This window comes from Sphingomicrobium nitratireducens (genome assembly GCF_026157035.1).
GTDB classification, from domain to species: Bacteria; Pseudomonadota; Alphaproteobacteria; order Sphingomonadales; family Sphingomonadaceae; genus Sphingomicrobium; species Sphingomicrobium nitratireducens.
In genome coordinates, this window is record NZ_JANJZA010000001.1 from 1,362,814 (window position 1) to 1,389,553 (window position 26,740).

The following is a 26,740-nucleotide window of genomic DNA, read 5'->3' on the forward strand; positions in this document are numbered from 1 at the left end:
GGGATGACATATCTGCAAGCGCTGCGGCGCACGCTGGCCGACGAGGTTTCGTCCGCCGGCGTCGTTTGCGTTTTGACGGTGTCATACCCATGTAGGACACGATTGTTTTTGAGGAGAAGTGCGTGTTTGACAGCCTGAGCGATCGCCTGTCCGGCGTCTTCGACAAGCTCCGCGGTCGCGGGGCGCTGTCGGAGGCCGACGTGCGTGCGGCGATGCGCGAAGTGCGCGTTGCCCTGCTCGAGGCCGACGTCGCCCTTCCTGTCGCGCGCCAATTCGTCGAGGACGTCACCGAACGGGCGGTGGGCGAGGAAGTCATCCGCTCGGTCACGCCCGGTCAGATGGTCGTCAAGATCGTCCATGACGCGCTGGTCGACCTGCTGGGCGCGGACAGCAGCGAGCTGAACCTCGCGGCGAACCCGCCCGCCGTCATCATGATGGTCGGTCTCCAGGGCTCGGGTAAGACGACGACGACCGCCAAGATCGCCAAGCGGCTCGTCGAAAAGGACCGCAAGAAGGTCATGATGGCCAGCCTCGACGTCGCGCGTCCCGCGGCGCAGGAGCAGCTGGCCGTGCTGGGCGAGAAGGCCGGGGTCGACACGCTGCCGATCGTGGCGGGCCAGCAGCCGACCGACATTGCCAAGCGCGCGCTCCAGTCGGCCAAGCTCCAGGGCTACGACGTGCTGATGCTCGACACGGCGGGCCGCCTACACGTCGACACGCAGCTGATGGACGAGATGAAGGCGGTGGCGTCGGTCTCCTCGCCGGTGGAAACGCTGCTCGTGGTCGACAGCCTGACCGGCCAGGACGCGGTCAACGTCGCCAAGGGGTTCGGCGAGGAAGTCCCGCTGACCGGTGTCGTGCTGACCCGCATGGACGGCGATGCACGCGGCGGCGCGGCGCTCTCGATGCGCAAGGTCACCGGCAAGCCGATCAAGTTCGCAGGCACCGGCGAGGGCCTCGATGCCCTCGAGCCGTTCCATCCCGACCGCGTCGCGGGCCGCATCCTCGGCATGGGCGACGTCGTGTCGCTGGTCGAGAAGGCCGCCGAGACGGTCAAGATGGAGGACGCCGAGAAGCTTGCTCGCAAGATGGAGAAGGGCAAGTTCGACCTCGACGATTTGCGGCTCCAGATCAAGCAGATGCAGGCGATGGGCGGCCTCGGCGCGCTCGCCAAGATGATGCCCGGCATGAAGGGCATGAAGCAGGCCGGCGATGTCGACGAGAAGGCGCTCTCGCGCCTCGAGGCAATGATGAGCTCGATGACCTCCGAGGAGCGACAAAAGCCCAAGCTCATCAACGCCAAGCGCAAGATTCGCATCGCCAAGGGCTCGGGGACCACCGTTCAGGAGGTCAACAAGCTGTTGAAGATGCACCAGCAGATGGAAGGGGCGATGAAGAAGCTCAAGAAGATGGGCGGCTTCTCGAAACTTGCATCGATGTTCGGGGGCGGAATGCCGGGCGGGATGCCCGGCGCAGGAGGAGCGGGCCTCCCGGGGCTCGGCGGAGCACAGCTTCCGCCCGGTTTTGATGGTTTTTCGAAGAAATAACGACATTACTTTAGAAGGAAGATAATCATGGCAGTTGCAATTCGTCTCGCCCGTGGTGGCGCCAAGAAGCGGCCTTATTACCGCATCGTCGTGGCCGACAGCCGCAATTCGCGCGACGGTCGCTTCATCGAGCGCGTGGGTTCGTACAACCCGCTGCTCCAGAAGGACGATCCCGAGCGCGTGAAGCTCGACCAGGACCGTATCCGTCACTGGCTGTCGGTCGGCGCCCAGCCGTCGGACCGCGTGCTGCGCTTCCTCGATGCCGCCGGCATCATGGAGCGTCCGGCCCGCAACAACCCCAAGAAGGCCGAACCTGGCGCAAATGCGAAGGAGCGCCTCGAAGCCAAGGCCGCCAAGGAAGCCGAAGCGGCCGAAGCCGCTGCTGCCGCCGAAGCCGAGGCCAACGCCCCGGCCGAGGAAGAAGTGACCGAGGCTCCGGCCGAAGCTGCTGCCGAAGCGCCGGCCGAAGAGGCCAAGACCGAGGAAGCGCCGGCTGAGGAAGCCAAGGCCGAGGAAGCCCCGGCCGAGGAAGCCAAGGCCGAGGAAGCTCCGGCCGAAGACGCGGCCGAAGAAAAGGCCGAGTAAGACGCCATGAGGTCACCGGCGACGGAGAAGCGCGCCAAACGCGTCGCGCTTGCTGCCGTCGCCGGTGCCCATGGGGTGAAGGGCGAACTGCGCCTGAAGCTGTTCGCCGAGGGGCTCGACACGCTCGCTGCGCAACAGCACGTGTTCGTCGGCGAAACCGAGCGCAAGCTCGTCTCGGTACGCCCCGGCGGAAAGGTCGCCATCGCCCGCCTTGAAGGGGTTGGCGATCGCAGCGCTGCCGAAGCCCTGCGCGGATCGCTGGTCGAGATCGACCGCGGTGCGCTCCCTCCGCTCGAGGAGGGCGAATATTACCATGCCGACCTGATCGGGCTCCCTGTTGTCGATACGCACGGGGAGGCGGTCGGTCATGTCGTCGCGGTCGACAATTACGGCGCGAGCGACGTGGTCGAGATCGAGAAGGCGACCGGAAAGCGGTTCATGGTGCCGCTGACCGACAATGCAGTGCCCGAGTGGGACGCCGAGCGGCTCGTGGTCAACGCCGACTTCGTCGACTAACGCCAGATTTTCCGAGTTTTCGAAAGATCGTTGCGGATCGTGGTGCTCGCCACGCCGCCTTCGCCCATTGCGTGGCTGATCTGGTCGAGCCCGAGCACGACGTCGCCTGCGGCATAGAGGCCGGGCACGTTTGTGCGCTGGTGGCTGTCGACCGCGATGCACCCGTCGCCCTTCAATTCGGCATCGACCATCTCGGCCAGCGAGGTATGCGTATCCGACCCCAGCGCGGGGTAGAGGCTGTCAAAGCTCTGGAGCCTACCGCCTTCGACGCAAACGCAAATTTCCTTGTCGCCTGCGATCATCTCGGTGATCGGGCCGTCGACCAGTGTCACGCCCGCCTCGGCCAGCCTACGGCAATCCTCCGCCTCCATTTCGTGCGGCCCGTCGGGGGCAATCAGCGTGAGGTCGGCGGTGTAGCCGCGGATGAACAGCGTCTCCGCCGCCCCATGGTGTCCGGTTCCCACGATCGCGACCTTCTTGTCGGTTACTTCGTAGCCATCGCAGATCGGGCAATAGCGGATCAGCCCCTTCGCCATCGCCTCGTCATGGTCTTCTCGGGTGATCATCGGCGGGCGGCGATTGGTGACGCCGGTGGCAAGCAATACGGTCCTCGCCTGGAAGGCGCCCGAGCCCCATTCCGCGCAGAACAGGCCGCTTTCCTCGTCCCTCGTCAGCTTGGTGACGCGACCCGAGATGATCTCGGCGCCGTATTTCTGCGCCTGGCTCTTCATGCGCTGCAGGAGTTCCTTGCCGTTGATCCCGTCGGGAAAGCCCGCATGGTTGTGGCTGGTCGGGATCCAGCTGGCACGGCTGTCGCCGCCGTCGACGACCATGATGTCGAGATAATAGCGGGAGAGGTAGATAGCGGCGGTGAGCCCGGCCGGACCGCCGCCAACCACAAGGCAATCGAGGGGTTTGTCGCGCATGACAGGCTCAATCGCGCGCTTGGCCATTCGTTCCCGCTAAGCTAGGGCGCGCGCCATGACTTTTCGCGCGTCCGTCCTGACCCTTTATCCCGACATGTTCCCGGGACCGCTTGGCGTCAGCCTTGCAGGGCGCGCGCTCGAGGAGGACAAGTGGCGGCTCGACGTCACCAATATCCGCGACTTTGCCGCCGACAGGCACCGCACGGTCGACGACACGCCGGCCGGTGGGGGCGCGGGCATGGTGCTGCGCTGTGACGTCGTGGCGGCGGCGCTCGACAGCGTGGCGGACGGGCGGCCGGTGCTCGCCATGACGCCGCGCGGCAAGCCACTGACACAGGCGCGGGTGCGCACACTGGCGGCGGGCGAGGGGGCGATCGTCCTGTGCGGCCGCTTCGAAGGGTTCGACGAGCGATTGTTCGAGGCACGCGAGATCGAAGAGGTGTCGATCGGGGACTTCATCCTCTCGGGCGGAGAGCTTGCCGCGATGGTGCTGCTCGACGCTTGCATTCGCCTGCAGGGCGGGGTAATGGGCGCGGCCTCCAGCGGTGAGGAAGAGAGTTTCGAAGAGGGGCTTCTCGAATATCCGCACTATACCCGACCTGTCGAATGGGAAGGGCGCACGATCCCCGAAGTGCTGCGATCTGGGGATCATGCGAAGATTGCCGCTTGGCGCAAGGCAAGGGCGATTGAAGATACAAGGCTAAGGCGGCCTGACCTTTGGGAGCGTCATGGGGACGCTGCGGACGGGTCGCCCTCTGGTGCGCGGCGGAAAACACAGGATTAGAAGGCCATGAACCTCATCCAGACGCTCGAGCAGGAACAGATTGCCGAGCTTACCAAGGACAAGCAGATCCCGGAATTTCGCCCGGGCGACACGCTGCGCGTCGGCGTGCGCGTCGTCGAAGGCCAGCGCACCCGCGTCCAGAACTACGAGGGCGTCTGCATCGCCCGTTCAAACCGCGGCGTGAACTCGAACTTCACCGTTCGCAAGATTTCGTTCGGCGAGGGCGTCGAGCGCGTCTTCCCGCTCTATTCGCCGAACATCGACAGCATCACCGTGGTGCGCAAAGGCGCGGTCCGTCGCGCCAAGCTCTATTACCTGCGCGGTCGCACGGGTAAGTCGGCGCGCATCGCCGAGCGCAAGGACAACCGTCCGGCCAAGGAAAAGGCCGACGCGTAAGTCTTGGCGTATCGCTTGCCAGTTCAAGGGGCGTCCGGCATCACCGCCGGGCGCCCCTTTTCTTTTCACGTCCCCGAAGGAGCCATGACCGGATGCGCCTCTCTCTTCTTCTTGCCGCGACCGCGATGACGGTTGCCACCCCCGCACTCGCCGAGGACCTGACGCTCGAGCGCATCTTCGCCTCGCCGACGCTCGACGGGGGCGGCCAGCGGGGACTGGCTCTGTCGCCCGACGGCACGCTGATGACGATGCTCAAGCCCAGGCCGAACGACCGCCAGCGCTACGACCTGTGGGCGCTCGACACCGGTTCGGGCGAGTGGCGCATGCTGATCGACAGCGAGAAGGTCGGCAGCGGCGCCGAACTCAGCGAGGACGAGAAGATGCAGCGCGAGCGCAAGCGCATCGGTTCGCTGCGCGGGATCGTCTCCTACCAGTGGGCCCCCGACGGCAAATCGATTCTCGTCCCGCTCGACGGCGATCTCTATCTCGCGACGCTCGACGGCAAGGTCGTGCGATTGACCGAAACCGAGGCAAGCGAACTCAATCCCGCGATCAGCGAGGAGGGCGGGTACGTCTCGTTCGTACGCGACCGGCGCCTGTTCGTCGGGCCTGCCGACGGTAGCGAGGATCCCGTTCCGGTGACGCCGGTCGAGGACAGCGAGACGATCCACTGGGGCGAGGCCGAATTCGTCGCGCAGGAGGAAATGGACCGTTCGGACGGCTACTGGTGGGCGCCGGGCGACCGCCGTGTCGCGGTGGCGCGCTACGACGAGGCGCCGGTCGACATCGTCACCCGCACTCGCATCGGTGGCACCTCGACGACCACCTACGAACAGCGCTACCCGGCGGCAGGCACCGACAACGTTCTCATCGAACTGTGGGTGATCGAACCCGCGACCGGCGCGCGCACGAAGGTCGACCTCGGCGAAGACGCCGACATCTACCTCGCGCGCGTCGACTGGGCGCCCGACGGCAAGACGCTCTTCGTCCAGCGCGAGAACCGCGCGCAGACCCGGCTCGACATGCTGGCGGTCGATCCGGCGACTGGCGCGTCGAGCCTGCTGTTCAGCGAGACCGCTGCCGAGCGGCACTGGATCAACTTGTCCGACGCCTACGAATTCCTCGACGACGGGTCGCTCGTCTGGCGCTCCGAGCGCGACGGTTTCGGGCATCTCTACCTGCGCGGGGCCGACGGGAGCTGGCGACAGCTGACCCGCGGCGAGTGGGTCGTCTCCTCGCTCCTGGGCGTCGACGAGGAGGCCGGACGGCTCTATTTCGCCGGCAACCGCGAGACCGTGCTCGAGACGCACGCCTATGCGCTCGACTATCGCGATTCCGGCGCGGAGCCTGTCCGACTGACCGAGCAGGGGTTCACCCACATGGTGAAGATGGACGATGACGCCAAGGCGATGACCGTGAGCCGTTCGTCGCCCGATCAGCCGTGGCAGACCTATCTTGCCGATGCGAATGGCAAGCGGATCGCCTGGATCGACGAGAACCGGCTCGATGCCGACCATCCTTACGCGCCCTATCTCGACAGTCACCAGCCGACGCGTTTCGGGACGATCGAGGCCGAAGACGGGACGCCGCTCCACTATCGCATGATCCTCCCCGCGAACATGGAACCCGGGAAGCGCTATCCGGTTTTCTCGACCCACTATGGCGGGCCGCATGCGCAGACCGTCAAGCACATGTGGAGCGGGGCCATCGACCAGTGGCTCGCCGACCAGGGTTACATCGTGTTCGAACTCGACAATCGCGGCATGGCCTATCGCGGCGTCGCGTTCGAGCAGCCGATCTGGCGCGCGATGGGCAAGGTCGAGGTCGAGGATCAGAAACGCGGCCACGACTTTCTCAAGACGCTCGACTATGTCGACCCGGACCGCATCGCGATCCATGGCGGTTCATACGGTGGATACATGACCTTGAAGATGCTCGCGGCCAACCCGGGATTCTACGCCGCGGGGGTGGCGATAGCGCCCGTCTCGAAGTGGGAACTCTACGACACCTTCTACACCGAGCGGTACATGGGGGACCCGCGCGAGGTGCAGGCGGCCTATGACGCGTCGAGCACGTTCGCCGGCGCAGAGAAGATCGCCGATCCGCTGATCCTGATCCACGGGATGAGCGACGACAATGTCGTGTTCGACAACTCGACCGCGATGGCGGCGGCGCTGCAGGAAGCCAAGGTGCCGTTCGAGATGATGTTCTACCCCGGCTATACGCACCGCATTGCGGGCCCCAACATATCGGTGCACTTGTGGCGGACGATCATGAACTTCCTCGCGCGCAACGGGGTCGAGGGTGGCCCGCGCTAGGCGCCTTCCGCGCCCGCTCTTCCTCGCCCTGGCCGCGCTCCTCGTCACCGCGTCGATCGCGGTAGGCTTCCGGGCGCTCGTCAAGGCGCGCTGCCTTGCGGTGACGGGGCCGCTGGTCTGCCGCGTGGAGACACCGCAGCGGCGGGTGGCGCTGAGCTTCGACGACGGACCGTCGCCCCGCGGGGTCGAGGCGGTGTTGCCGCTCCTGGCGCGCCACCGGGCGCGGGCGACCTTCTTCGTCATCGGTCAAAGCGTCGAGGAGCATCCGGAGGCGACGAGGGCGATCGCCGAGGCCGGCCACGAGATCGGCAATCACAGCTTTTGGCATTCGCGCATGGTCGGGCTGGAGTCGCAGCCTTACCTCGAGGAACTCGAGCGCACCGACCTTGCACTGGCCCAGCTGGGGATCGCGAAGCCGCGCTGGATGCGCCCGCCCTACGGGGCGAAGTTCATCGGGCTGGGCGACGCGGTCGACGCGAACGGACAGACGATGGTCATGTGGGACGTCGAGGAGCCGAGCCGCGCCGACACTCCCGAGTCCTACGCACGCGACCTCCTGGCGCAGGTCCGCCCGGGCTCGATCATCCTCATCCATCCGATGAGCAGCCTGCGCGAGCTCGAACGCGAGGCCCTGCCGCTGGTTCTCGAGGGGCTCGACGCCGACGGCTACGAGATTGTGAGCGTCGGCGAATTGATCGACGGGCGCTGACCCTTGCGCGCAGGGCGTGTGGCCCTATGTGGAGCGCAACGATAAGCGGGAGTGAACGAATGGGTTACAAGGTCGTCGTCGTCGGCGCGACGGGCAATGTCGGGCGCGAACTGCTCGCCATCCTCGACGAACGCCAGTTTCCGGCGGACGAGATCGCCGCGGTCGCCTCGTCGCGCTCGGCGGGCGAGCGGATCACGGTCGGCGAGAGCGACAAGGAGCTGAAAGTCCGCAACATCGAGCATTTCGATTTTGCGGGTTGGGACATCGCGCTGTTCGCAGCGGGCTCCGAAGTGTCGAAGAAGTACGTGCCGATCGCCGCCAAGGCAGGCTGCACGGTGATTGACAATTCGTCGCTCTACCGCATGGACCCGGACGTGCCGCTGGTCGTGCCCGAGGTAAACCCGGAAGCGATCGACGGCTACAAGGCCAAGAACATCATCGCCAATCCCAATTGCTCGACCGCGCAGATGGTGGTGGCGCTCAAGCCGCTCCACGACCACGCGAAGATCAAGCGCATCGTGGTGGCGACCTACCAGTCTGTCTCGGGCGCCGGGAAGGGCGGGATGGACGAGTTGTTCCAGCAGTCGCGCGACATCTTCGTCGGCGATCCGGCCGCGCCCGAAATCTTCACCAAGCAGATCGCTTTCAATGTGATCCCGCACATCGACAGCTTCCTCGACGACGGATCGACCAAGGAAGAATGGAAGATGGTCGCCGAGACCAAGAAGATACTCGACCCCAAGGTGAAGGTGACCGCGACCTGCGTGCGCGTGCCGGTGTTCGTGGGGCATTCGGAAGCGGTCAACATCGAGTTCGAGAACGAGATATCGGCGGCGGAAGCTCAGGGCCTGCTGCGCGAGGCGCCGGGCGTGATGCTCGTCGACAAGCGCGAGGACGGCGGATACGTGACCCCGGTCGAATGCGTCGGCGACTATGCGACTTTCGTGTCCCGCGTGCGCGAGGACAGCACGGTCGACAACGGCCTGTCGCTTTGGTGCGTGTCGGACAATCTCAGGAAGGGTGCGGCGTTGAACGCGGTGCAGATCGCCGAACTGCTCGGCCGCCGCCACCTCCAGAAGGGCTGAGGACGAAGGCGTGGACGAACTCGGCCCCGCCATCGCGACCTGGTCGAAGCGCGTTATCGCCGGCATGGCCGTGCTGCTCGTCGTGGTGTGGATCGAGCCGAGCCTTGCGCCTGTGCTGTGGATCGCGGCGGGGGTCGGGTTCGGCGCGCTGGCGGGCCTGGTCGCGGCGCATTATGTCAGGAAGCGCAATTCATAGGAGGCGATGATGGGCGAGACGGTGACGGGCGGCTGCGCATGCGGTGCTGCGCGCTACGAGGTCGAGATCGAGGATCGCGACGCCTATCTGTGCCACTGCCGGATGTGCCAGCGCGCGAGCGGCAACATCTCGCTGGCGATGAAAAACGTGCTCAAGAACAAGCTCGACTGGAGGTCGGGGCCTGACTGGTACGAGAGCTCCCCCATCGCCAGGCGGCCCTATTGCGCGAAATGCGGAACCAGCCTCGGCTTCGCCTTCAACGAGGGCGACTATATGGACATCACGATCGCCACGCTCGACGCGCCCGAGGGTTTCACTCCGACGCATCATTTCGGCACGGAGCATCTCCACGAGGCCTGGCTCGATACGAGCGCCCTGCCGCGCAAGAAGACCACCGACTACCAGCCGCTGGTCGACCGCTGGATGGACGCGACGGGCAGTCTTCCCGAGTGAGCGAGATCGAGAGCCATTACTGGTCCGCCTCGGACGGGGTGGAGCTTCATTATCGCGCAATGGGCGAGGAGGGGGCGCCCGCGCTCATTCTCGTTCACGGCCTGTTTTCGGACAGCCTCGTCAACTGGATCAAGTATGGCCATGCCGGAAAGGTCGCCGATGCCGGGTATCGCGTCATCATGCCCGACCTGCGTGCGCATGGCCTGAGCGAAAGCAGCCACGATCCGGCGGCCTATCCAGATGGTGTCCTGGGCCGCGACCTGGCCGAGCTCGTCGAAACTCTGGGTCTTGAGGAATACGATCTCGGCGGCTTTTCGCTCGGCGCGCGAACCAGCGTGCAGGCAGTGGGACAGGGGCTGCTCCCCAAACGCGCCATGCTGATGGGGATGGGGCTCGAGGGCCTGACGGGCTGGGACAGGCGGCAGGCCTTCTTCATCGAGGCGATCGACGGGTTCGATACGGTCAAGCGCGGCGATCCGCACTTCATGGCCGTGAGCTTCATGAAGACGATGAAGATCGACCGGAAGGCCGCGCGGCTGCTCCTGCCCAGCTTCACCGACGCAAGGGCGCAGTGGCTCGACGCCTTCACCATGCCGACCGGGGTTATCTGCGGCACCGAGGATCAGGACAATGGTTCGGCGGAGGCGCTGGCCGACGCGCTGCCGGACGGGCGCTACATCGCGGTTCCGGGCACGCACATGTCCTCGGTCGCCAAGCCGGAACTCGGGGACGCCATCGTCGCTTTTCTGACATCGGCTTGATTTCGCGGGCGAACCGTTTCACCAACGCGCCCGCACCCTGTGCCCCTGTTCAGGAGAGAGACCCCGTGAAAAAGATTCTGACCGCCGTTTCACTGCCCGCCTTGGCCCTGAGCCTTGCCGGTTGCGCCACTTACGACCAGCCGGCACCCGAAATGGCTGCCGCTCCGGTTGTCGCGAGCGAGGACGCGCTTCCCTATCCGCTGACCACCGACGGTGCGCGGGCGTTCGTCGCCGCCGCCGAGAAGGACCTGTTCGAACTGCTCGACATCGCGGCGCGCGCGCAGTGGGTCAATTCGACCTACATCACCGACGACAGCGACCGCCTCGCTTCCTACTTCGGCACCATCCTTACCGAAAAGGGGGTCGACTACGCCTCGATGGCGGCGAAATATGCCGAAGTCGACGGGCTCGACTACGACACCGCTCGCAAGCTCAACATCATGCGCGGCAGCCTCGTTCTCGCCGCTCCGAGCCGTGACGGCGCGGCCGCCGAGCTCAACGACATTTCGACCAAGCTCGGCTCGCTCTACGGCAAGGGCAAGGCCGAACTCGACGGCAAGGAGATTGCCGGCGTCGATGCCGAGGAGATGATGGGGACGCTGCGCGATCCCGAGGATCTCAAGCAGCTGTGGAAAAGCTGGCACGAGAATGTCGGCCGCCCGATGAAGAGCGACTATGTCCGCATGGTCGAGATCGCCAACGAGGGCGCGCGCGAACTCGGTTACGCCGACACCGGCGCGATGTGGCGCTCGCAGTACGACATGAGCCCCGAGGAATTCTCGGCGATGTACGACCGGCTGTGGGCCGAGACCAAGCCGCTCTACGATGATCTGCATTGCTATGTGCGGAGCGAGTTGAGCGATTATTACGGCAACGACGTACAGGCCGCGACCGGCGCGATCCGCGCCGACCTGCTCGGCAACATGTGGGCGCAGGAGTGGGGCAACATCTACGACATCGTCGCCCCCGAAGGTGCGGGCGACATCGGCTACGACCTCACCGACCTCATCGTAAAGAGCGGGATGGACGAGCGCGAGATGGTCCGCGTGGGCGAGCGTTTCTACACCTCGATCGGGCTCGATCCGCTGCCCGCGAGCTTCTGGGAGAAGAGCCAGTTCACCAAGCCGCAGGACCGCGAGGTCGTGTGCCACGCGAGCGCCTGGGACGTCGACAATGTCGACGACTTGCGCATCAAGATGTGCATCAAGCGCAACGCCGACGACTTCGTGACCATCCATCACGAGCTCGGCCACAACTATTACCAGCGCGCCTATAACGGGCAGCCCTATTACTACCTCAATGGTGCCAATGACGGGTTCCACGAGGCGATCGGCGATTTCGTCGCACTGTCGGTGACGCCCGAATATCTCGTCCAGATCGGCCTCCTCGACAAGGACAAGGTCCCCAGCGCGGACAAGGATATCGGACTGCTTCTGCGCCAGGCGATGGATAAGGTCGCGTTCCTGCCGTTCGGTCTCTTGGTCGACAAGTGGCGTTGGGGCGTGTTCGACGGTTCGACCACCCCGGCCGAGTACGAGACAAGCTGGGTCGACTTGAAACAGCAGTACCAGGGGATCACCCCGCCGGTCGCACGTGACCCGCTGGTCGATTTCGATCCGGGTGCGAAGTACCACATTCCTGGCAACACGCCCTATGCGCGCTACTTCCTCGCCCGCATCCTCCAGTTCCAGTTCTACAAGGCCGCCTGCGACATGTCGGGCTGGGATGGCCCGCTTCACCGCTGCAGCTTCTACGGCAACAAGGAAGTCGGTGCACGGCTCGACGCGATGCTCAAGATGGGCGCATCCAAGCCCTGGCCCGACGCGCTCGAGGCCTTCACCGGCACGCGAGAGATGTCGGCCAAGCCGATGCTCGAATATTTCGCACCGCTCCATGCGTGGCTGAAGGACAAGAACAAGGGCAAGGACTGCGGCTGGTAGGACCCCGCCGGTTCGAACGAGAAAGGCTCCCCGGTGACGGGGAGCCTTTTTTCAGCCACGGCAGGCGCGATCAGTAGGCGATCGCGCCTGCCCGGATCTCGTCCTCTATCTCGTCGTCCCAGGTGCCGGGCTGCGTAAGCGCCGTCTCCTCGTCTTCCCCCACGCGACGGGCTCGATAGAATGCGCCGCCGACCGCTGTGGCCGCCGCCGCTCCGCCGATGACCGCCGCCGCGGCGCGCAGGGGATCCTTCGCAGTTTCCCCCACGTTGCGCGCCATTTTCGCGAGCGTCGCCTTGGTTCTGGTCATTTCTCTCTCCCTGTTGTCGCCCTTTCCCAACGTGAAAGAGGGCGTTCGCCGTTTCCGGCGCACGCCCTCTTATGTCTGCCGACCGATGGACAGCCGGCGATCCGGCCTCGCGACTAGCTTTCGATCTTCGAAAGCTCCTCGGCATTGTTTTCCTTGACCGCCTCGACGACGTCTTCCGGCGTCTTGCGCGACTTGGCAAACAGGAACGCGCCAGCACCGGCAGCGGCGGCAACGCCCGTGGCGATGGCGGCGCTGGTCTTCGGATTGTCGCGGATGGCGCGGTAGGTCTGGCCTGCAATGTCCTCACGCTGGGCGAGGCTCTGTTTCAGGCGGGTCGTCGCGCTGGTCTTGTAGGTCTGGTTCTTCTTTTCCATGCGGTGATACTCCCTCGTTACATTTGAGTTCGGAATACCAACGCACGAGCCGCCGGAGCGACCCTCGCTTCGTCGCAATACGAGGGTCGCTTCGGCTTGGAGTCAGAGCTGGGACAGTAGCGTATCGGCGCCCGAGACCGAGAAGTCGCCCGGTTCCTCGACGTTGAGCGACTTCACCACCCCGTCCTCGACGATCATCGAATAACGCTGCGAACGCTGGCCCATGCCAAATTTGGAGGCGTCCATGGTGAGGCCGAGCGCTTCGGCGAAGGCGCCGTTGCCGTCGGCCAGCGCGGTGATGTCCGACGACCCCTGGTCGCGGTTCCAGCTGCCCATCACGAACGCGTCGTTGACCGCGGTCACGGCGATCTCGTCGACGCCCTTGGCCTTGAGCTCGTCCGCTTTCTCGACATAGCCGGGCAAATGCTTGACCGAACAGGTCGGCGTGTAGGCGCCGGGGACCGCGAACAGCGCGACGGTCTTGCCCGCAAAGAAGCTGCCGGTGTTGACCGGCACGGGGCCTTCGGGGGTCGCCATCATCACGGTCACGTCCGGGATCTTGTCGCCGACTGAAATGGGCATGATCGAATATCTCCTAGGGGTGGGGGAGCGGTGGCGCGCCCCCTTCGTTGAGCCAACAGGCTTGCGTCACATGGGTTCCGATTGCGAGAAGGACAAGGATGGATCAACCGCGCTACCTCACCGGCCAGCTGCTGCTCGCCATGCCTGGCATGGGCGATCCCCGCTTCGAGCATGCGGTGATCCTGATGGCCGCGCATGACGAGGACGGTGCGATCGGGGTCGGCATCGGGCAGGTGCGCGCGGGGTTGACCTTGCGCGATCTGCTCAAGCAGCTCGAGATCGACCCGGGCGAAGCGCCGCCTGCACCGATCCATCATGGCGGTCCGGTCGAGCCGGGGCGCGGCTTCGTGCTCCATTCGAACGACTGGTCGGGACAGGACACGGTGGATGTCGCCGGACGGTGCGCGCTGACGGGGACGCAGGATGTGCTTCGCGCGATCGCCGAAGGGCGCGGGCCGAGCCGCTACATCGTCAGCCTCGGCTATGCCGGGTGGGACGGCGGACAGCTCGAGGAAGAACTGACCCACCATGGCTGGTTCGCGGCCCCGTCGAGCGAGGCGCTCCTGTTCGACCTCGACGCGGACGCGCGCTGGACCGCCGCCTTCAAGGCCCAGGGAATCGATCCCGCGCTGCTGGTGGGGGAGACGGGCGCGGCCTGAAGGTTTGCGCCGCACCGCGCAGTCGGCTAGGGCGCGCGGGACGAACAAGGGCCGACCGGCCCGACCAACTTTCCCAACGGAGTGGACGAGCGGTGAGCGACTATATCATCAAGGACATCGGGCTGGCGGAATATGGCCGCACCGAAATTACGATTGCCGAGACCGAGATGCCGGGCCTGATGGCCACGCGCGAGGAATATGCGGCCTCGCAGCCCTTGAAGGGTGCGCGCATCACCGGGTCGCTCCACATGACCATCCAGACCGCGGTCCTCATCGAGACGCTGGTCGCGCTCGGCGCTGAAGTGCGCTGGGCGAGCTGCAATATCTTCTCGACGCAGGATCATGCCGCCGCCGCGATCGCCGACCAGGGCATCCCGGTGTTCGCGGTCAAGGGCGAGACCTTGGGTGAATATTGGGACTATGTCGGCAAGATCTTCGACTGGGGCGACACGCCCTGCAACATGATCCTCGATGATGGCGGCGATGCCACCATGTTCGCGCTGTGGGGCGCGCGTATCGAGGCGGGCGAAAGCCTGCCCGCGCCGACCAACGAGGAAGAGCGCGAGTTCCAGCGCGCACTCAAGGAATTCATCGCCGCCAAGCCGGGCTACCTCACCGAGACGGTGAAGAGCATCAAGGGCGTTTCCGAAGAGACCACGACGGGCGTCAACCGTCTCTACCAGCTCGCCAAGCAGGGCAAGCTTCCCTTCCCGGCGATCAACGTCAACGACAGCGTCACCAAGTCGAAGTTCGACAACAAGTATGGCTGCAAGGAAAGCCTCGTCGACGGCATCCGCCGCGGTACCGACGTGATGATGGCCGGCAAGGTCGCCTGTGTCGCGGGCTACGGCGATGTCGGCAAGGGTTCGGCTGCCTCGCTGCGCGGTGCCGGCGCGCGCGTCATCGTGACCGAGATCGATCCGATCTGCGCGCTGCAGGCGGCGATGGACGGGTTCGAGGTCGTGACGATGGAACAGGCCGCGCCGCGCGCCGACATCTTCGTCACCACCACGGGCAACAAGGACGTCATCACCGTCGATCACGTGCGCGCGATGAAGGACATGGCGATCGTCGGCAATATCGGCCACTTCGACAACGAGATCCAGGTCGAGGCGCTCGAGAATTTCAAGTGGACCGAGGTCAAGCCGCAGGTCGACCTGATCGAGAAACCCGACGGCAAGCGCATTATCCTTCTCTCGAAGGGACGCCTGCTCAACCTCGGCAATGCGACCGGCCACCCCAGCTTCGTGATGAGCGCGAGCTTCACCAACCAGGTGCTCGCCCAGATCGAACTGTTCCGCCAAGCCGACAAGTATGACAACACGGTCCACGTGCTGCCCAAGCATCTCGACGAGAAGGTCGCCAAGCTGCACCTTGAGAAGCTCAACGTCGAACTGTCGAAGCTGTCGCAGGAGCAGGCCGATTATATCGGCGTTTCGACCGAGGGGCCGTACAAGCCCGAGCATTACCGCTATTGATCTCTCATCGAGGGGTCGAAAAAGGCGAGCGGGAGCGGGATATCTCCGCTTCCGCTTTTCTTTTGCCCTCATTATGACCGTTGGCGTGATGGGTAGAGCGGGCAAGCGGTGATGCAGGCGGACACGACCTCGATCACGCTGCTCATCGCGGCGGTCTGGGTGGCAGTGGCGGCGGCCTTGCTGGTCGTCTCGGGACGCCGCATCTCGAGGGCCAACAAGCTGGTCGAAGCCGCTCGCTCGCTCGCGGGTCTCCTCGCTGCGGCCCCGGTCCGTCCTCTCATCGTTGACCCGTCGGGCGCGATCGAGGTCGACGACACGCTGGTGCGCATGCTCGGCGTCGAAGGCCGCCCTAAGACCATTCGCGAAATCGCTGCGGGCGCGGGCGTGTCACGCGAGGACACGGACGAACTCGAGACGCTGATCGAGGAAGCGCGCCTGTCGGGCGAACCGATGACGACCCACGTGATCGCCGAGCGACCCAAGCGCGTGTTCGAAGTGACCGGCATGCTGGCGCCGCGTCCCGCCCGCGAGGGCACGATGCTCCTCTGGTTCGCCGACGCGAGTCAGGCGGAGGAGCAGCGCCGCCGGCTCGCCTCGCGGCTCGAGCAGACCGAAAACGCTCTCGACAGTCTGACCCAGCTGATCGAGAGCGCGCCTTTTCCGATGTGGTATCGCGGGCCCGACCTTGCGCTGGGTCTCGTCAACGCGGCGTTCGTGGCGGCGGTCGAGGCCGATACGGCTGCCGACGTCATCGCGCGCGGGGCGGAGCTGATCGACGGGGCAGGCGACGAGAGCGCCCGCGCCGGGGCGGTCACCGCGCTCGAAAACGGCAAGCCCTACGTGCGCACGCAGCCCGCGACGCTGGGCGGCGAGCGGCGCATGCTCAAGATCGTCGATGTCCCGCTGGCCTCGGGCGCGGTCGCGGGGTTCGCGCTCGACGTCCAGGACCTCGAGGACGCGCGGTTCGAACTGTCGCAATACATCCAGTCCCAACGCGACTTGTCGGATCGCATGGCCGCCGGTGCGGCTCAGTTCGATGCCGACCGGCGCCTGTCTTTCTACAACCGTCCCTTCGCGGCGATGGCCGGGATCGACATGGAAGAGCTCGACCAGCGGCCCGAGTTCGATCGCGTGATTGAACAGATGCGTGAGGAGGGCCGCACCCCGGAAGTGCGCGACTTCCCCGCGTGGAAGACCGAGCGGCGCGCCTGGTTCACCGCCACCGAGGAGATGATCGAGGAGGACTGGATCCTCGCCAATGGCGATCACCTGCGCGTGGTCGGCCAGCCGCTGCCCGACGGCGGACTGCGCGTGATTCTCGAGGACCGCACCGAACAGGTTCGGCTCGCCTCGGCCCGCGACACGCTGCTGCGCGTGCGCACGGCGACGTTCGACAATCTGTTCGAAGTCATCAGCGTGTTCGCCTCGGACGGGCGGCTCTATCTGTGGAACCGGCTGTTCGTCGACCTGTGGGAGCTGGACGAGGCGTGGCTGAGCGAGCATCCGCGCGTCGACGAGCTGGTGCCGCTGATGGCCAAGACGCTCAAGAATCCCGAGGATGCCGGGCAGATTCGCGAACTCGTCCGTTCGACCACCAGCGGGCGCAAGGAAAGCGAGGGGAGGATCGATTTCGCCGACGGGCGCACCTTCGCCTTCGCCGCGGTCCCGCTACCCGACGGCAATGCGCTGTTCACGCTGATCGACGTCACCGACAGCACGCGCATCCAGGCGGCGCTGCGCGAACGTGCGCACGCGCTCGAGGAAGCCGACAAGGTCAAGACCGACTTCGTCGCAAACATGAGCTACGAATTGCGCACGCCGCTGACCTCGATCGGCGGGTTCGCCGAGATGCTCGAACAAGGCTATGCGGGCGATCTTGCGCCGTCCGCCAAGGACTATGTCGGCGCGATCCTGGAATCGGTCGAGCGCCTGTCGCGGCTGATCGACAACGTGCTCGACCTCACACGCACCGAGGAAGGCGGGCTGTCGATCGACCGCGAGAGGGTCGACATGGCGGGCCTGTGCCGCGCCGCCTTGTCGTCGGCCGAGAAGGGCGCGCGCGAGAAGGGCCAGTCGATCGAAGTCGATATCGCCGAGGACACGGGCGTCGTGATCGGCGACGACAAGCGCCTGCGCGAGGCGGTCGACCACTTGCTGCGCAATTCCATCGCCTATGCGGGAGAGGGCGCGACCATCGCGCTGCGCACGCGCGGGAGCGAAAACGAAGTGGAGGTCAGCGTCGCCGATGACGGTCCCGGGATCGATGCCGGGGAGCAGGCGCGCGTGTTCGACCGCTTCCACAAGGCCGCCGATCATCCCACGCGCGGCGAGACAGCGCTGGGGCTCGGCTTGCCGCTGACCCGCCAGTTCGTCGAGGCGCATGGCGGCACGGTCGACCTCGTTTCCACGCCGGGCGAGGGTACGATGGTGACGTTGCACATTCCGCGCGGAACCGCCGCGTGAAACTGGCCGATGAAGCCGAAACCCGTGCGCTGGGCGCGAAGGTGGCGCGGCTGCTCCAGCCCGGCGACGTCATCACCCTGCAGGGGCCGCTGGGCGCTGGAAAGACGAGTTTCGCGCGCGGGCTGATCGAAGCGCTCGGGCATGAGGGCGAGGTGCCGAGCCCGAGTTTCGCGATCGTCCAGCCCTACGATCATCTCGATCTGCCGGTCTGGCACGTCGACCTTTACCGGCTCGAGGATCCGTCCGAGCTTGAGGAACTCGGCCTCGATGCGACCGAGGACAGTGTCCTGCTCGTCGAATGGCCGGAAATGGCGGGCCGGTGGGACCATGCGCTGCAACTGGAAATCGCAATCGACGAGGCACTCGGCGCGCGGCGCTTGACAGCCCATGTGCCGCCCGGTTGGAAGACCCGATGGCCTCCCCGATGATCCCACCCGAATCCACCCCTGTTTTCCTCGCTGCGGCAGGCTGGGGCGATGCCGCCGTCTCGCCGCTGGCTGGCGATGCGAGCTTTCGCCGGTATTTCCGTGTCGACCACCCGGCCCACGGTCGCGCGGTGCTGATGGACGCACCGCCCGAACATGAAGATTCGCGTCCCTTCATCGCCATCGCCGAACATCTCGATGCGCAGGGGTTGCGCGCGCCGCGCATCCTCGCGCGCGATCTCGAGAAGGGGCTGTTGCTGCTCGAGGATTTCGGCGACCGCCGCGTCGGACCGGTGCTGGCCGAGGATGCGGGCGAGGAGCGCGCCATCTACGAGGCCGCGGTCGATACGCTCGTCGCGCTCGGCAAGAAGCCGCTTCCGCAGGGCCTCGCGCCCTATGACGAGGAAGCGCTGGTGCGCGAGGTGATGCTGTTTCCCGACTGGTATGCCGACGCGGTCGAGATGCCGCCGGTCGCGGCCGAGGCCTATCTGGAAGCGTGGAGAGCGGCTTGGCCGGGCGTCCTAGCGCGCTCCGCGGCGCATCCGGTGCTGGTACTGCGCGACTATCACGCCGACAATTTGATGTTGCTCGACGAGGGTGGGCTGGGGCTGCTCGACTTCCAGGACGCGCTTGCCGGCCACCCGGCCTACGATCTTGTGTCTCTGCTCCAGGATGCGCGGCGCGACGTCTCGCCCGCGCTCGAACGCGCGATGCTCGACCGCTACATGGACAAGGCCGCGATTGCGGACCGCGAGACGTTCGAGGCCGACTACCAGCTGCTCGGCGCGCAGCGGAACACCAAGATCCTCGGCATCTTCACCCGTCTGTGGAAGCGCGACGGTAAGCCGCATTACCTTTCGCTGCAGCCGCGTGTGTGGGGGCTGCTCGAACGCAATCTCGCGCATCCCGCGGTCGCTCCGGTCGCAGACTGGTTCGAAGCCCATGTCCCCGAGGCGCAGCGTGCCGCCGCATGGAAAGACGAGGCATGAGCGCCGCCAATCGCAAGCGGGCGCTTTCGCTGCGTCCCGGCGTCAAGGCCGAAGTGCCCAGGAGCGCGATGGTCATGGCGGCCGGGCTCGGCAAGCGCATGCGCCCGCTCACGGTCACGCGGCCCAAGCCGCTGGTCGACCTCGCGGGCAAGCCAATGATCGACCATGTCTTCGACCGGCTGCGCGCGGCCGGTGTCGGGCAGGCCGTAGTCAACGTCCATTATCTTCCCGATGCGCTCGAGGGACACCTTGAGACGGTCGAGGGGCTCGACATTTCGGTGTCTGACGAGCGCGACCTGCTGCTGGAGACAGGCGGGGGCCTCAAGAAGGCGCTTCCACTGATCGAGAGCGATCCGTTCATTTCGGTCAACAGCGACAATTTCTGGCTCGACGGGCCGAGCGACAGCCTGAAGCTGCTCGCCGCGCATTGGGACGAAAAAGCGATGGACGCGCTCCTGCTCCTCGTTCCGCACGCGCGCGCGTTCAACCATGCCGGGCGCGGCGACTTCCATCTCGACACCAAGGGTCGGGTGAGCCGCCGCGGGCGCAACAAGATCGCGCCCTACGTCTTCACCGGCATCCAGATCGTCTCCAAGCGGCTGTTGCGCGACGCGCCCGACGGGCCCTTCTCGACCAACGTCCTGTGGGACCGCGCGATCGAGGAAGGGCGGCTTTACGGAACCGTTCACCAGGGCCTCTGGTTCGACGTCGGACGCCCGCAATCGATCCTCGATACCGAGGCCGTGCTGCGCGATGAGTAGGCCCGAGGGCCGACCCACCGTCTCCTCGATCGCTGCGCATCGCAGCTTTGCCGACGCGCTCGCCGCAGGACTGCTGCGGCGCTTTTCCAGGGACCCGATGGGGCTGGCGCGCGGGCGCATTCTCCTGCCCACCAACCGCGCGGTGCGCACGGTGCGCGACGCCTTCGTGCGCGCCTCGGGCGACGGGCTGCTGCTGCCGAGGCTGGTCCCGATCGGCGATCCCGATCTCGACGAGCGGATCGGGGCGGCGCTCGACCCGGCCGATGCGACCGACCCGCTTGCCCCCGCGGTCGCGCCGGTCGAACGCGACCTCAAGCTCGCCGCGATGCTGATCGAGGGAGGGAGGGCACCGGTCGAGGCGATCCGTCAGGCTGGCGAACTCGGGCGCACGCTCGACCAGCTCGAAATCGAAGGGGTAACGCCGCGCCAGGTGCGCCAGCTCGCCGCAGACGCGCCCGAACTCGACGCGTACTGGCAGAAATTGCTCGACCAGCTCGCCCTCGTCTTCGATCGCTGGCCCGCCGAGCTGGAAGCGATGGGGCGCATCAGCCTCGCGGAACGACGCAATCGCCTGCTGGGCCGCCTGTCGGAGCGCTGGACGACCGCGCCGCCCGACGGCTTCACGATCGCGGCGGGCATCACCACGACCGCGCCCGCAGTGGCGGGTCTGCTGGCGACGGTCGCCCGGCTTCCACAAGGCGAAGTCATCCTCCCGGCGCTCGCCATGGCGCGCGAGATGCCTGCCGAGGAATGGGACGCGCTGATCCCCGAAAAGGGGCGGCCCGCGCTGACCCACCCGCAATACCACCTGCGCCTGCTGCTCGACCGGATGGGCGTCGCGCGCGAGGAAGTCACGGCGTGGAAGGCTGGCGGGCTCGCGGCCGCACCTGCCGTGCGCGCGCGGGCAGTCGCGCACGCGATGGCGGGAGCGGATTTCACCCACAAATGGGTCGAGCTCGCGCCTCCCGAGCGGCGCCTGACGGGCGTCAAGGCGATGGAACTGGCCGATCCCGCGGCCGAAGCCATGGCCATCGCGATCGCGCTGCGCGAGGCGGTCGAGACGCCCGAACGCACGGCGGCGCTGGTGACGCCCGATCGCGGGCTCGCCAAGCGCGTGTCGGCGCTGCTCGAACGCTGGGACATCGACGCCGACGACAGCGCCGGTACGCCGCTGGTCGCGACGCCGGTCGGGACATTGGCGCTGGGCCTTCTCGAAACCGTGGCCGAGAATTTCGCGCCGGTCCCGGTGCTGGCGCTGCTCAAGCATCCGCTGGTCGGCGGCGAGGGCGAGGCGCGCGGGAACTGGCTGCGCGATGCCCGCGCGCTCGACCTGAAGCTGCGCGGGCCGAGGCCGGGCGAGGGGCTCGAGGGGCTCGACCGCCATTTCGGCGATCTCGACGCGTGGCAGCGCGTACGCCCGCTGCTGGAGCAGGTTGCGGCCCTGTTTCCCGAGGAAGCGAGTCTCTCGGCAAGTGCCAAGGCACTGCGCGAGGCGCTCGAATTGCTGGCGGGCGAGAATGCTTGGCGCGGACCGGCCGGCCGCGATCTCGGGCAACTCGTCGCCGAAATCGAACAGGCGCAGGACGCCGCGCGCATCACGGTCGAGCGGCGCGACCTCGCCGCGCTCTGGCGCGATCGCATGGCGGGCCTGTCTGTGCGCCCTCCTTATGGCGGCCATCCGCGCATCTCGATCTGGGGCTTGCTCGAAGCGCGCCTACAGCAGGCCGACCTGATGATCTTGGGCGGGCTCAACGAGGGCAATTGGCCGCCGTCGGCCAGTCCGGATCCGTGGCTCGCACCGCGCCTACGCCACGATCTCGGGCTCCCGGGACTCGATTATCGGACCGGACTGTCGGCGCACGACTTCATCAGCGCGCTCGGCGCCCCGCGCGTCCTCCTGACCCGGGCGCTGCGCGACGGGCGCGCGCCGACGGTCGCCTCGCGCTTCTGGCTCCGCCTGCAGGCGATGACCGGAGGGCTTGCGCGCGAGCATCGCATCGAACGGCTCGCCGCCGCGATCGACACGCCTGCCAAGTTCAAGCCCGTCGGGCGCCCCGAGCCCGCGCCCCCCGCGAGCGAGCGTCCGCGCACGATCTGGGTAACCGAGGTCGACCGCCTGAAAGGCGATCCCTTCGCCTTCTACGCCAAGGCGATGCTCGGGCTGCGCAGCCTCGATCCGGTCGATAGCGACCACCATGCCGCGTGGAAGGGCACCGCGGTGCACGACGTGCTCGAGCGCTGGCTCAAGGAAGACGGGTGCGACCCGGCGCGGCTGGATGCGCGGGTCGAGGAACTGCTCGCCGACCAGGCGCTGCACCCGATGTTGCGCGCCTTATGGGAGCCGCGGCTCGTCGAAGCGATCGGCTGGATCAAGGAACAGGTGGAGGAGGACCGCGCGAAGGGCCGCGAGCCTATGGCGGCCGAGATGATCGGCGAGCGCTCGATCGGCGGGGTGACTTTGAAGGGCAAAGTCGACCGCATCGATACGCTGCCGGGCGGCGGGCTAGCGATCATCGATTACAAGACCGGCCAGCCACCCAAGATGGAGGCGATCCGCGGCGGGTTTGCGCTCCAGTTGGGACTATTGGGACTGATTGCAGAGGCCGGCGGGTTCGTGAAGGGCAGCCCGCAGGCGCATGAATATTGGTCGCTCGCCAAGCGCTACGGAAGGATCGGATTTCGCGCGCTTGCCGACGACAAGGATCCGCAGGGCTTCCTCGACGAAGCCGCGCACCATTTCATCGAGCTTGCGGAGAAATACCTGACCGGCGGCGCACCGTTCACGGCGAAACTCAACCCGGCCTATGCGCCTTATGGCGACTATGACCAGCTGATGCGCCTCGAAGAATGGTACGGGCGCTCGTGAACGGGTCAGTCGTCCTTCTTGGCGCCGGGCTTCTTGCGACGATTGGCGTAGAGCAGGGCCGCCGCGATCGCTGCCGAGCCGATCCCGACGGCCACGCCAGCCTTCTTCAGCTTTGCGTTGCGGTCCTTCTTGGCGTCGTCGCTCATCGTCGTCCTCGTGAAATCGGTGGGGTGAAGGGCGATGTAGCCCGCTTTGCCGCCCGCGCAACCCCCCAGCCGGAGACGATGCGATGAGCCGCCGCTGGAAGCAGTTGCCGACCCTCGAAGGGAACCAGGCGCTCGCGACCGATCCTGAGATCCACGCCGCGCTGTCGGCGTCGGCGGGAACGGGCAAGACCCACGTGCTCACCTCGCGCGTGCTGCGGCTGCTGCTGGGCGGGGTGGCGCCGGAATCGATCCTGTGCGTGACCTTCACCAAGGCGGCGGCCGCCGAAATGGCCAACCGCATCGGCATGCGTCTCGCGAGCTGGGCGCGGCTGAGCGATGCCAAGCTGGACATAGAACTGACGGCACTCGGCGAACCCCACGATGCGCCGACGCGCGAGCGGGCGCGGCGCCTGTTTGCGGCCGTGCTTGAGGCGCCGGGCGGCCTTCGCATCCAGACGGTGCATGCCTTCTCGCAAATGCTCCTTTCGGCCTTCCCGGCGGAAGCGGGGATTGCCTCGGGGCTGGAACCGCTCGACGAACGCGGCGAGGAGGATCTGGTGCGCCGCACACTGGCCGACGTGGCGTCGGACGCGGCCTCTTCCCCGCTTCCCGCCGACCGGCAGTTCCTCGAAGACCTCAAGGCGCTGAGCCTGAGGCTCGGCGAACAGGGCGCACAGGACTATCTGCGCGCCGCCGCACGGCATGGCGACGCGCTCGACCGCTTGCCCGCCGACGAAGAGATCGAAGGGAGCTTGCGCGACCTAGTCGGATTGCCCGAAGGCGATCTGGACGCGTGGCTCGCCGAATGCTGTCACGATGACCGCTTCGACCGTGCGCTGTGCGAACGGCTGATCGCGGTCAATCGCGACTGGGGGACCAAGACGGGCGATGCGGTCGTCGAACGGATGACCGCCTGGCTCGACCTGCCGCACGGCGAGCGGATGGCGGGCCTTGCCGAAATGGCCAAGGGCGTCGTCACGCAGGAAGGCCTCCCCGCCAAGTCACAGAAGGACCAGGAGGCGGCGCAGGCGCTGGCCGACCGCTGTGCGGAGCTTCAAGGCATGATGGCGCGTGCAGGGCTTGTCGCGGCGCAGGCGGCGGGGCTGCGCGCCGGGAGGCGGTTCGCGCGCGCTTATGCGGCGGCCAAGCGCGGGGCAGGGGTCGCGGATTTCGACGACCTCATCCGCTGGACCAAGGCGCTGCTCGCGCAGGACGGGATCGGCGACTGGGTGCGCTACAAGCTTGACGCGCGCATCGACCATGTCCTCGTGGACGAGGCGCAGGACACCAATGCCGACCAGTGGTCGATCATCCGCGCGATGGTCGACGAATTTTTCTCGGGGCTCGACGAAGCCGAAGGTCGCTGGCGCACCCTGTTCATGGTCGGCGACTTCAAGCAGGCGATCTACGGGTTCCAGGGCACCGATCCGCACCAGTTTCTCGCCGTGCGCGAGGAGTTCAAACGCAAGGCCGAAGCGCTCATGCAGGCTGCGGGCGAGGAGGACGAGCCGCGCACCTTCGCAGATCTCTCGATCGCCAAGAGCTATCGTTCCGCCGCACCGATCCTTGCGCTTACCGACCAGGTCGTCGCCGAACTGGGGCACGACGCGCTGGGGCTGCCCGAGCCGCCACCACCCCACGTCGCCGCCGATACCGACCTCAAGGGCCGTGTAGAGCTGTGGCCCGCCTTCGCGATCGAGGACGAGGAAGAGGGCGACAGCGAGGGCGAGGAGCGCTGGATGGACCTGCGCGATCGCAAGTTCGCCGACGCGCTCGCCGGGGCGATCAAGGCGATGGTCGATGGACAAAGCGGGGCCGCGCCCGTCCCGCCGGGCGACATCCTCGTCCTACTGCGCAAGCGCAGCGAACTCGCTTCGCTGATCGTCGCGCGTCTTTACAGCGCGCAGGTTCCGGTGGCGGGCGTCGACCGCCTGTTCCTGTCGCGTCCGCTCGCGGTACGCGACCTCGTCGCGGCGATGGCCTTCGCCTCGCAGCCCAATGACGATTTGACGCTCGCCTGCCTGCTGACCTCGCCGCTGATCGGGTGGGACCAGGATCAGCTCTACGATCTCGCGAAAAATAGAGGGAAAGTCCCGTTGTGGCGCGTGCTGCGCGACCGCAAGGCGGAGTTCTCGGAAGCCCATGCAGCCCTGTCCGGACTGCTTGCGGCGGCAGACTACCTCCCGCCCTCGGCCTATCTCGAACGTATATTGTCGGGGCCGCTACAGGGGCGGCGCAAATTGCTCGCGCGGCTCGGCGAGGAAGCGCGCGACCCGATCGACGAATTGCTCGCCTCGGCGCTCGATTTCGAGGCGAGCGAGACGGGATCGCTCGACCGCTTTCTCCACTGGCTTTCGGGCAGCGACGTCGAGGTCAAGCGCGAGGCGGGCGAGGCGGGCAACGCGGTCCGGGTGATGACCGTCCACGGCGCCAAGGGGCTCGAGGCCCCGGTCGTGATCCTTGCCGATGCAGCCTACGACCCCGCCAAGATGGGGATGACGGGCACGCAGGTAACATTGCCCTTGCCCGAGATCGGCGAAATCCCGTTCGTGCGTCCGCGCAAGGAAGAGCGCTGTCCGCCGTTCGACGTGGCGATGGACGGGCTCAAGGAGGCCGAGCGCCAAGAGCATTGGCGTCTTCTTTACGTTGCCCTGACCCGCGCGGCGCGGCGACTGATCGTGACCGGAACCGCGCCCAAGGGTGGCAAGGACCTGCCCGCCGACAGCTGGCTTTCCGTAGTCACCCGCGCGATGATGGCGGCCGGGGCCCATCCGCTCATCGCGCCGTGGGGCGCGGGCGGGCTGATGCTCGAGGGCGGGCACAAGGCGGGCAAGGAGGCCAAGGCTCGCCGCGACCTCGATGCGCCGAGCCGTCCCGACTGGCTCGACCGCGCCGCCCCGCCCGAAGCGCGCCCGCCGCGCCCGCTCGCACCCTCGGCGATCGACGGGGAGAACACCGAGACTTTCCCGCCGCCGAGCCCTGACGATCTCGTCGCTGCCAGGCGCGGCATTCTCGTCCATGCGCTGCTGGAGCGGCTCCCACCCGTTGCACCGGACAGCAGGCGAAAAGCGGCACTGGCATGGCTCGAACATTCCGCCGGAGTCGAAGAGACGGGTCGGCGCGAGGACATGGCCGACGCCGCGCTGGCCGTCATCGAGGATCCTGCGCTCGCCGACCTGTTCGGCCCGCACTCGCTCGCCGAGGCACCGATCGCGGCGACGCTCGAGGACGGGCGCGTGATCGCCGGCACTGCCGATCGGCTGCTGGTCGCAGGGGAGCGGATCGTCGTCGTCGACTTCAAGACCGGGCGGTTCGTTCCGCAAACGATCACGGACGCGCCGCGCGCCCACGTTGCACAGATGGAGGCCTATGCGGCAGCACTCCGGCGCATCTTTCCGGGCCGGACGGTCGAAGCGCGCCTGCTCTACACCGCGGGTCCCAAGAGTCTTTCCGTCCCGACTTGAGCCGGAGCGG

The 26,740-nt window shown here is 66.7% G+C and carries 25 protein-coding genes; 20 read left to right on the plus strand and 5 right to left on the minus strand.

Going from position 1 to position 26,740, the window contains the following annotated elements:
* Nucleotides 1-122: 122 nt before the first annotated feature.
* The 3 genes from ffh to rimM are packed head-to-tail and all read left to right on the plus strand — an operon-like array spanning nucleotide 123 to nucleotide 2,648.
* Nucleotides 123-1,547 (plus strand): signal recognition particle protein, encoded by a 1,425-nt coding sequence (gene ffh / locus NNY25_RS07095; RefSeq protein ID WP_265570649.1) that lies wholly within the window; start codon nucleotides 123-125, stop codon nucleotides 1,545-1,547.
* 27 nt (nucleotides 1,548-1,574) lie between these two features.
* On the plus strand, nucleotides 1,575-2,132 hold the full coding sequence (gene rpsP / locus NNY25_RS07100; protein WP_265570650.1) for a 30S ribosomal protein S16: 558 nt from the start codon (nucleotides 1,575-1,577) through the stop codon (nucleotides 2,130-2,132).
* 6 nt (nucleotides 2,133-2,138) lie between these two features.
* Entirely contained in the window at nucleotides 2,139-2,648 is a 510-nt protein-coding gene (gene rimM, locus NNY25_RS07105) for a ribosome maturation factor RimM (RefSeq protein WP_265570651.1), read from the plus strand.
* Here rimM and NNY25_RS07110 read toward each other — a convergent pair.
* Nucleotides 2,645-3,574 carry an NAD(P)/FAD-dependent oxidoreductase gene (locus tag NNY25_RS07110; protein ID WP_265570652.1) on the minus strand — a complete coding sequence of 310 codons (930 nt, stop codon included), beginning with the start codon at nucleotides 3,572-3,574 and terminating at the stop codon, nucleotides 2,645-2,647. The genes rimM and NNY25_RS07110 overlap by 4 nt on opposite strands.
* 55 nt (nucleotides 3,575-3,629) lie before the next feature.
* Here NNY25_RS07110 and trmD point away from each other — a divergent pair, with 55 nt between their 5' ends.
* From trmD to NNY25_RS07155, 9 genes are all read left to right on the plus strand, one after another.
* Nucleotides 3,630-4,358, plus strand: a complete 729-nt coding sequence (gene trmD / locus NNY25_RS07115; RefSeq protein WP_265570653.1) for a tRNA (guanosine(37)-N1)-methyltransferase TrmD — start codon at nucleotides 3,630-3,632, stop codon at nucleotides 4,356-4,358.
* Nucleotides 4,359-4,364: 6 nt separating this feature from the next.
* On the plus strand, nucleotides 4,365-4,754 hold the full coding sequence (gene rplS, locus NNY25_RS07120) for a 50S ribosomal protein L19 (protein ID WP_265570654.1): 390 nt from the start codon (nucleotides 4,365-4,367) through the stop codon (nucleotides 4,752-4,754).
* 92 nt (nucleotides 4,755-4,846) lie between these two features.
* On the plus strand, nucleotides 4,847-7,072 hold the full coding sequence (locus tag NNY25_RS07125; RefSeq protein ID WP_265570655.1) for a S9 family peptidase: 2,226 nt from the start codon (nucleotides 4,847-4,849) through the stop codon (nucleotides 7,070-7,072).
* The gene (locus tag NNY25_RS07130) at nucleotides 7,059-7,781 is read left to right on the plus strand and encodes a polysaccharide deacetylase family protein (protein WP_265570656.1); all 723 of its coding nucleotides are present in this window, start codon (nucleotides 7,059-7,061) and stop codon (nucleotides 7,779-7,781) included. Before NNY25_RS07125 ends, NNY25_RS07130 begins: the two co-directional genes overlap by 14 nt.
* Nucleotides 7,782-7,840: 59 nt before the next feature.
* Nucleotides 7,841-8,866, plus strand: coding sequence for an aspartate-semialdehyde dehydrogenase (locus NNY25_RS07135; protein ID WP_265570657.1), 1,026 nt, complete (start codon nucleotides 7,841-7,843; stop codon nucleotides 8,864-8,866).
* A 10-nt stretch (nucleotides 8,867-8,876) separates the two neighbouring features.
* Entirely contained in the window at nucleotides 8,877-9,062 is a 186-nt protein-coding gene (locus NNY25_RS07140) for a hypothetical protein (protein ID WP_265570658.1), read from the plus strand.
* A 6-nt stretch (nucleotides 9,063-9,068) separates the two neighbouring features.
* A complete protein-coding gene (locus NNY25_RS07145) occupies nucleotides 9,069-9,515 on the plus strand; it encodes a GFA family protein (RefSeq protein WP_338112483.1) in 447 nt (148 codons plus the stop codon).
* Complete coding sequence (locus tag NNY25_RS07150; protein ID WP_265570659.1) at nucleotides 9,512-10,276, plus strand: alpha/beta fold hydrolase; 765 nt, start codon at nucleotides 9,512-9,514, stop codon at nucleotides 10,274-10,276. Before NNY25_RS07145 ends, NNY25_RS07150 begins: the two co-directional genes overlap by 4 nt.
* Nucleotides 10,277-10,428: 152 nt before the next feature.
* Entirely contained in the window at nucleotides 10,429-12,216 is a 1,788-nt protein-coding gene (locus NNY25_RS07155; RefSeq protein WP_276591775.1) for a M2 family metallopeptidase, read from the plus strand.
* Between the two features lie 70 nt (nucleotides 12,217-12,286).
* Here the strand turns inward: NNY25_RS07155 and NNY25_RS07160 are convergent, their stop codons facing one another.
* The 3 genes from NNY25_RS07160 to NNY25_RS07170 all read right to left on the minus strand — a co-directional run bounded on the left by NNY25_RS07160 (nucleotide 12,287) and on the right by NNY25_RS07170 (nucleotide 13,479).
* Nucleotides 12,287-12,523, minus strand: a complete 237-nt coding sequence (locus NNY25_RS07160) for a hypothetical protein (protein WP_265570661.1) — start codon at nucleotides 12,521-12,523, stop codon at nucleotides 12,287-12,289.
* Nucleotides 12,524-12,636: 113 nt separating this feature from the next.
* Nucleotides 12,637-12,897: a hypothetical protein gene (locus tag NNY25_RS07165; protein ID WP_265570662.1), complete on the minus strand. Its 261-nt coding sequence runs from the start codon at nucleotides 12,895-12,897 to the stop codon at nucleotides 12,637-12,639.
* 102 nt (nucleotides 12,898-12,999) lie between these two features.
* Nucleotides 13,000-13,479: a peroxiredoxin gene (locus NNY25_RS07170; RefSeq protein WP_265570663.1), complete on the minus strand. Its 480-nt coding sequence runs from the start codon at nucleotides 13,477-13,479 to the stop codon at nucleotides 13,000-13,002.
* A gap of 98 nt (nucleotides 13,480-13,577) precedes the next feature.
* Here NNY25_RS07170 and NNY25_RS07175 point away from each other — a divergent pair, with 98 nt between their 5' ends.
* From NNY25_RS07175 to addB, 7 genes are all read left to right on the plus strand, one after another.
* Entirely contained in the window at nucleotides 13,578-14,138 is a 561-nt protein-coding gene (locus tag NNY25_RS07175; protein ID WP_265570664.1) for a YqgE/AlgH family protein, read from the plus strand.
* Between the two features lie 92 nt (nucleotides 14,139-14,230).
* Nucleotides 14,231-15,616 (plus strand): adenosylhomocysteinase, encoded by a 1,386-nt coding sequence (gene ahcY, locus NNY25_RS07180; protein WP_265570665.1) that lies wholly within the window; start codon nucleotides 14,231-14,233, stop codon nucleotides 15,614-15,616.
* A gap of 111 nt (nucleotides 15,617-15,727) precedes the next feature.
* The gene (locus NNY25_RS07185) at nucleotides 15,728-18,079 is read left to right on the plus strand and encodes a sensor histidine kinase (RefSeq protein ID WP_265571508.1); all 2,352 of its coding nucleotides are present in this window, start codon (nucleotides 15,728-15,730) and stop codon (nucleotides 18,077-18,079) included.
* Nucleotides 18,076-18,507 (plus strand): tRNA (adenosine(37)-N6)-threonylcarbamoyltransferase complex ATPase subunit type 1 TsaE, encoded by a 432-nt coding sequence (gene tsaE, locus NNY25_RS07190; RefSeq protein ID WP_265570666.1) that lies wholly within the window; start codon nucleotides 18,076-18,078, stop codon nucleotides 18,505-18,507. The genes NNY25_RS07185 and tsaE overlap by 4 nt, the downstream gene beginning before the upstream one ends.
* Nucleotides 18,504-19,493, plus strand: a complete 990-nt coding sequence (locus tag NNY25_RS07195) for an aminoglycoside phosphotransferase family protein (RefSeq protein WP_265571509.1) — start codon at nucleotides 18,504-18,506, stop codon at nucleotides 19,491-19,493. The genes tsaE and NNY25_RS07195 overlap by 4 nt, the downstream gene beginning before the upstream one ends.
* Nucleotides 19,490-20,254, plus strand: a complete 765-nt coding sequence (locus NNY25_RS07200) for a nucleotidyltransferase family protein (protein WP_265570667.1) — start codon at nucleotides 19,490-19,492, stop codon at nucleotides 20,252-20,254. The genes NNY25_RS07195 and NNY25_RS07200 overlap by 4 nt, the downstream gene beginning before the upstream one ends.
* Entirely contained in the window at nucleotides 20,247-23,120 is a 2,874-nt protein-coding gene (gene addB, locus NNY25_RS07205; protein ID WP_265570668.1) for a double-strand break repair protein AddB, read from the plus strand. The genes NNY25_RS07200 and addB overlap by 8 nt, the downstream gene beginning before the upstream one ends.
* A 5-nt stretch (nucleotides 23,121-23,125) precedes the next feature.
* Here addB and NNY25_RS07210 read toward each other — a convergent pair whose 3' ends face one another.
* Nucleotides 23,126-23,266 (minus strand): hypothetical protein, encoded by a 141-nt coding sequence (locus NNY25_RS07210; RefSeq protein WP_265570669.1) that lies wholly within the window; start codon nucleotides 23,264-23,266, stop codon nucleotides 23,126-23,128.
* An 83-nt stretch (nucleotides 23,267-23,349) separates the two neighbouring features.
* Between NNY25_RS07210 and addA the strand changes: the two genes are divergently transcribed.
* Nucleotides 23,350-26,730: a double-strand break repair helicase AddA gene (gene addA, locus NNY25_RS07215; protein WP_265570670.1), complete on the plus strand. Its 3,381-nt coding sequence runs from the start codon at nucleotides 23,350-23,352 to the stop codon at nucleotides 26,728-26,730.
* Nucleotides 26,731-26,740 lie beyond the last annotated feature (10 nt).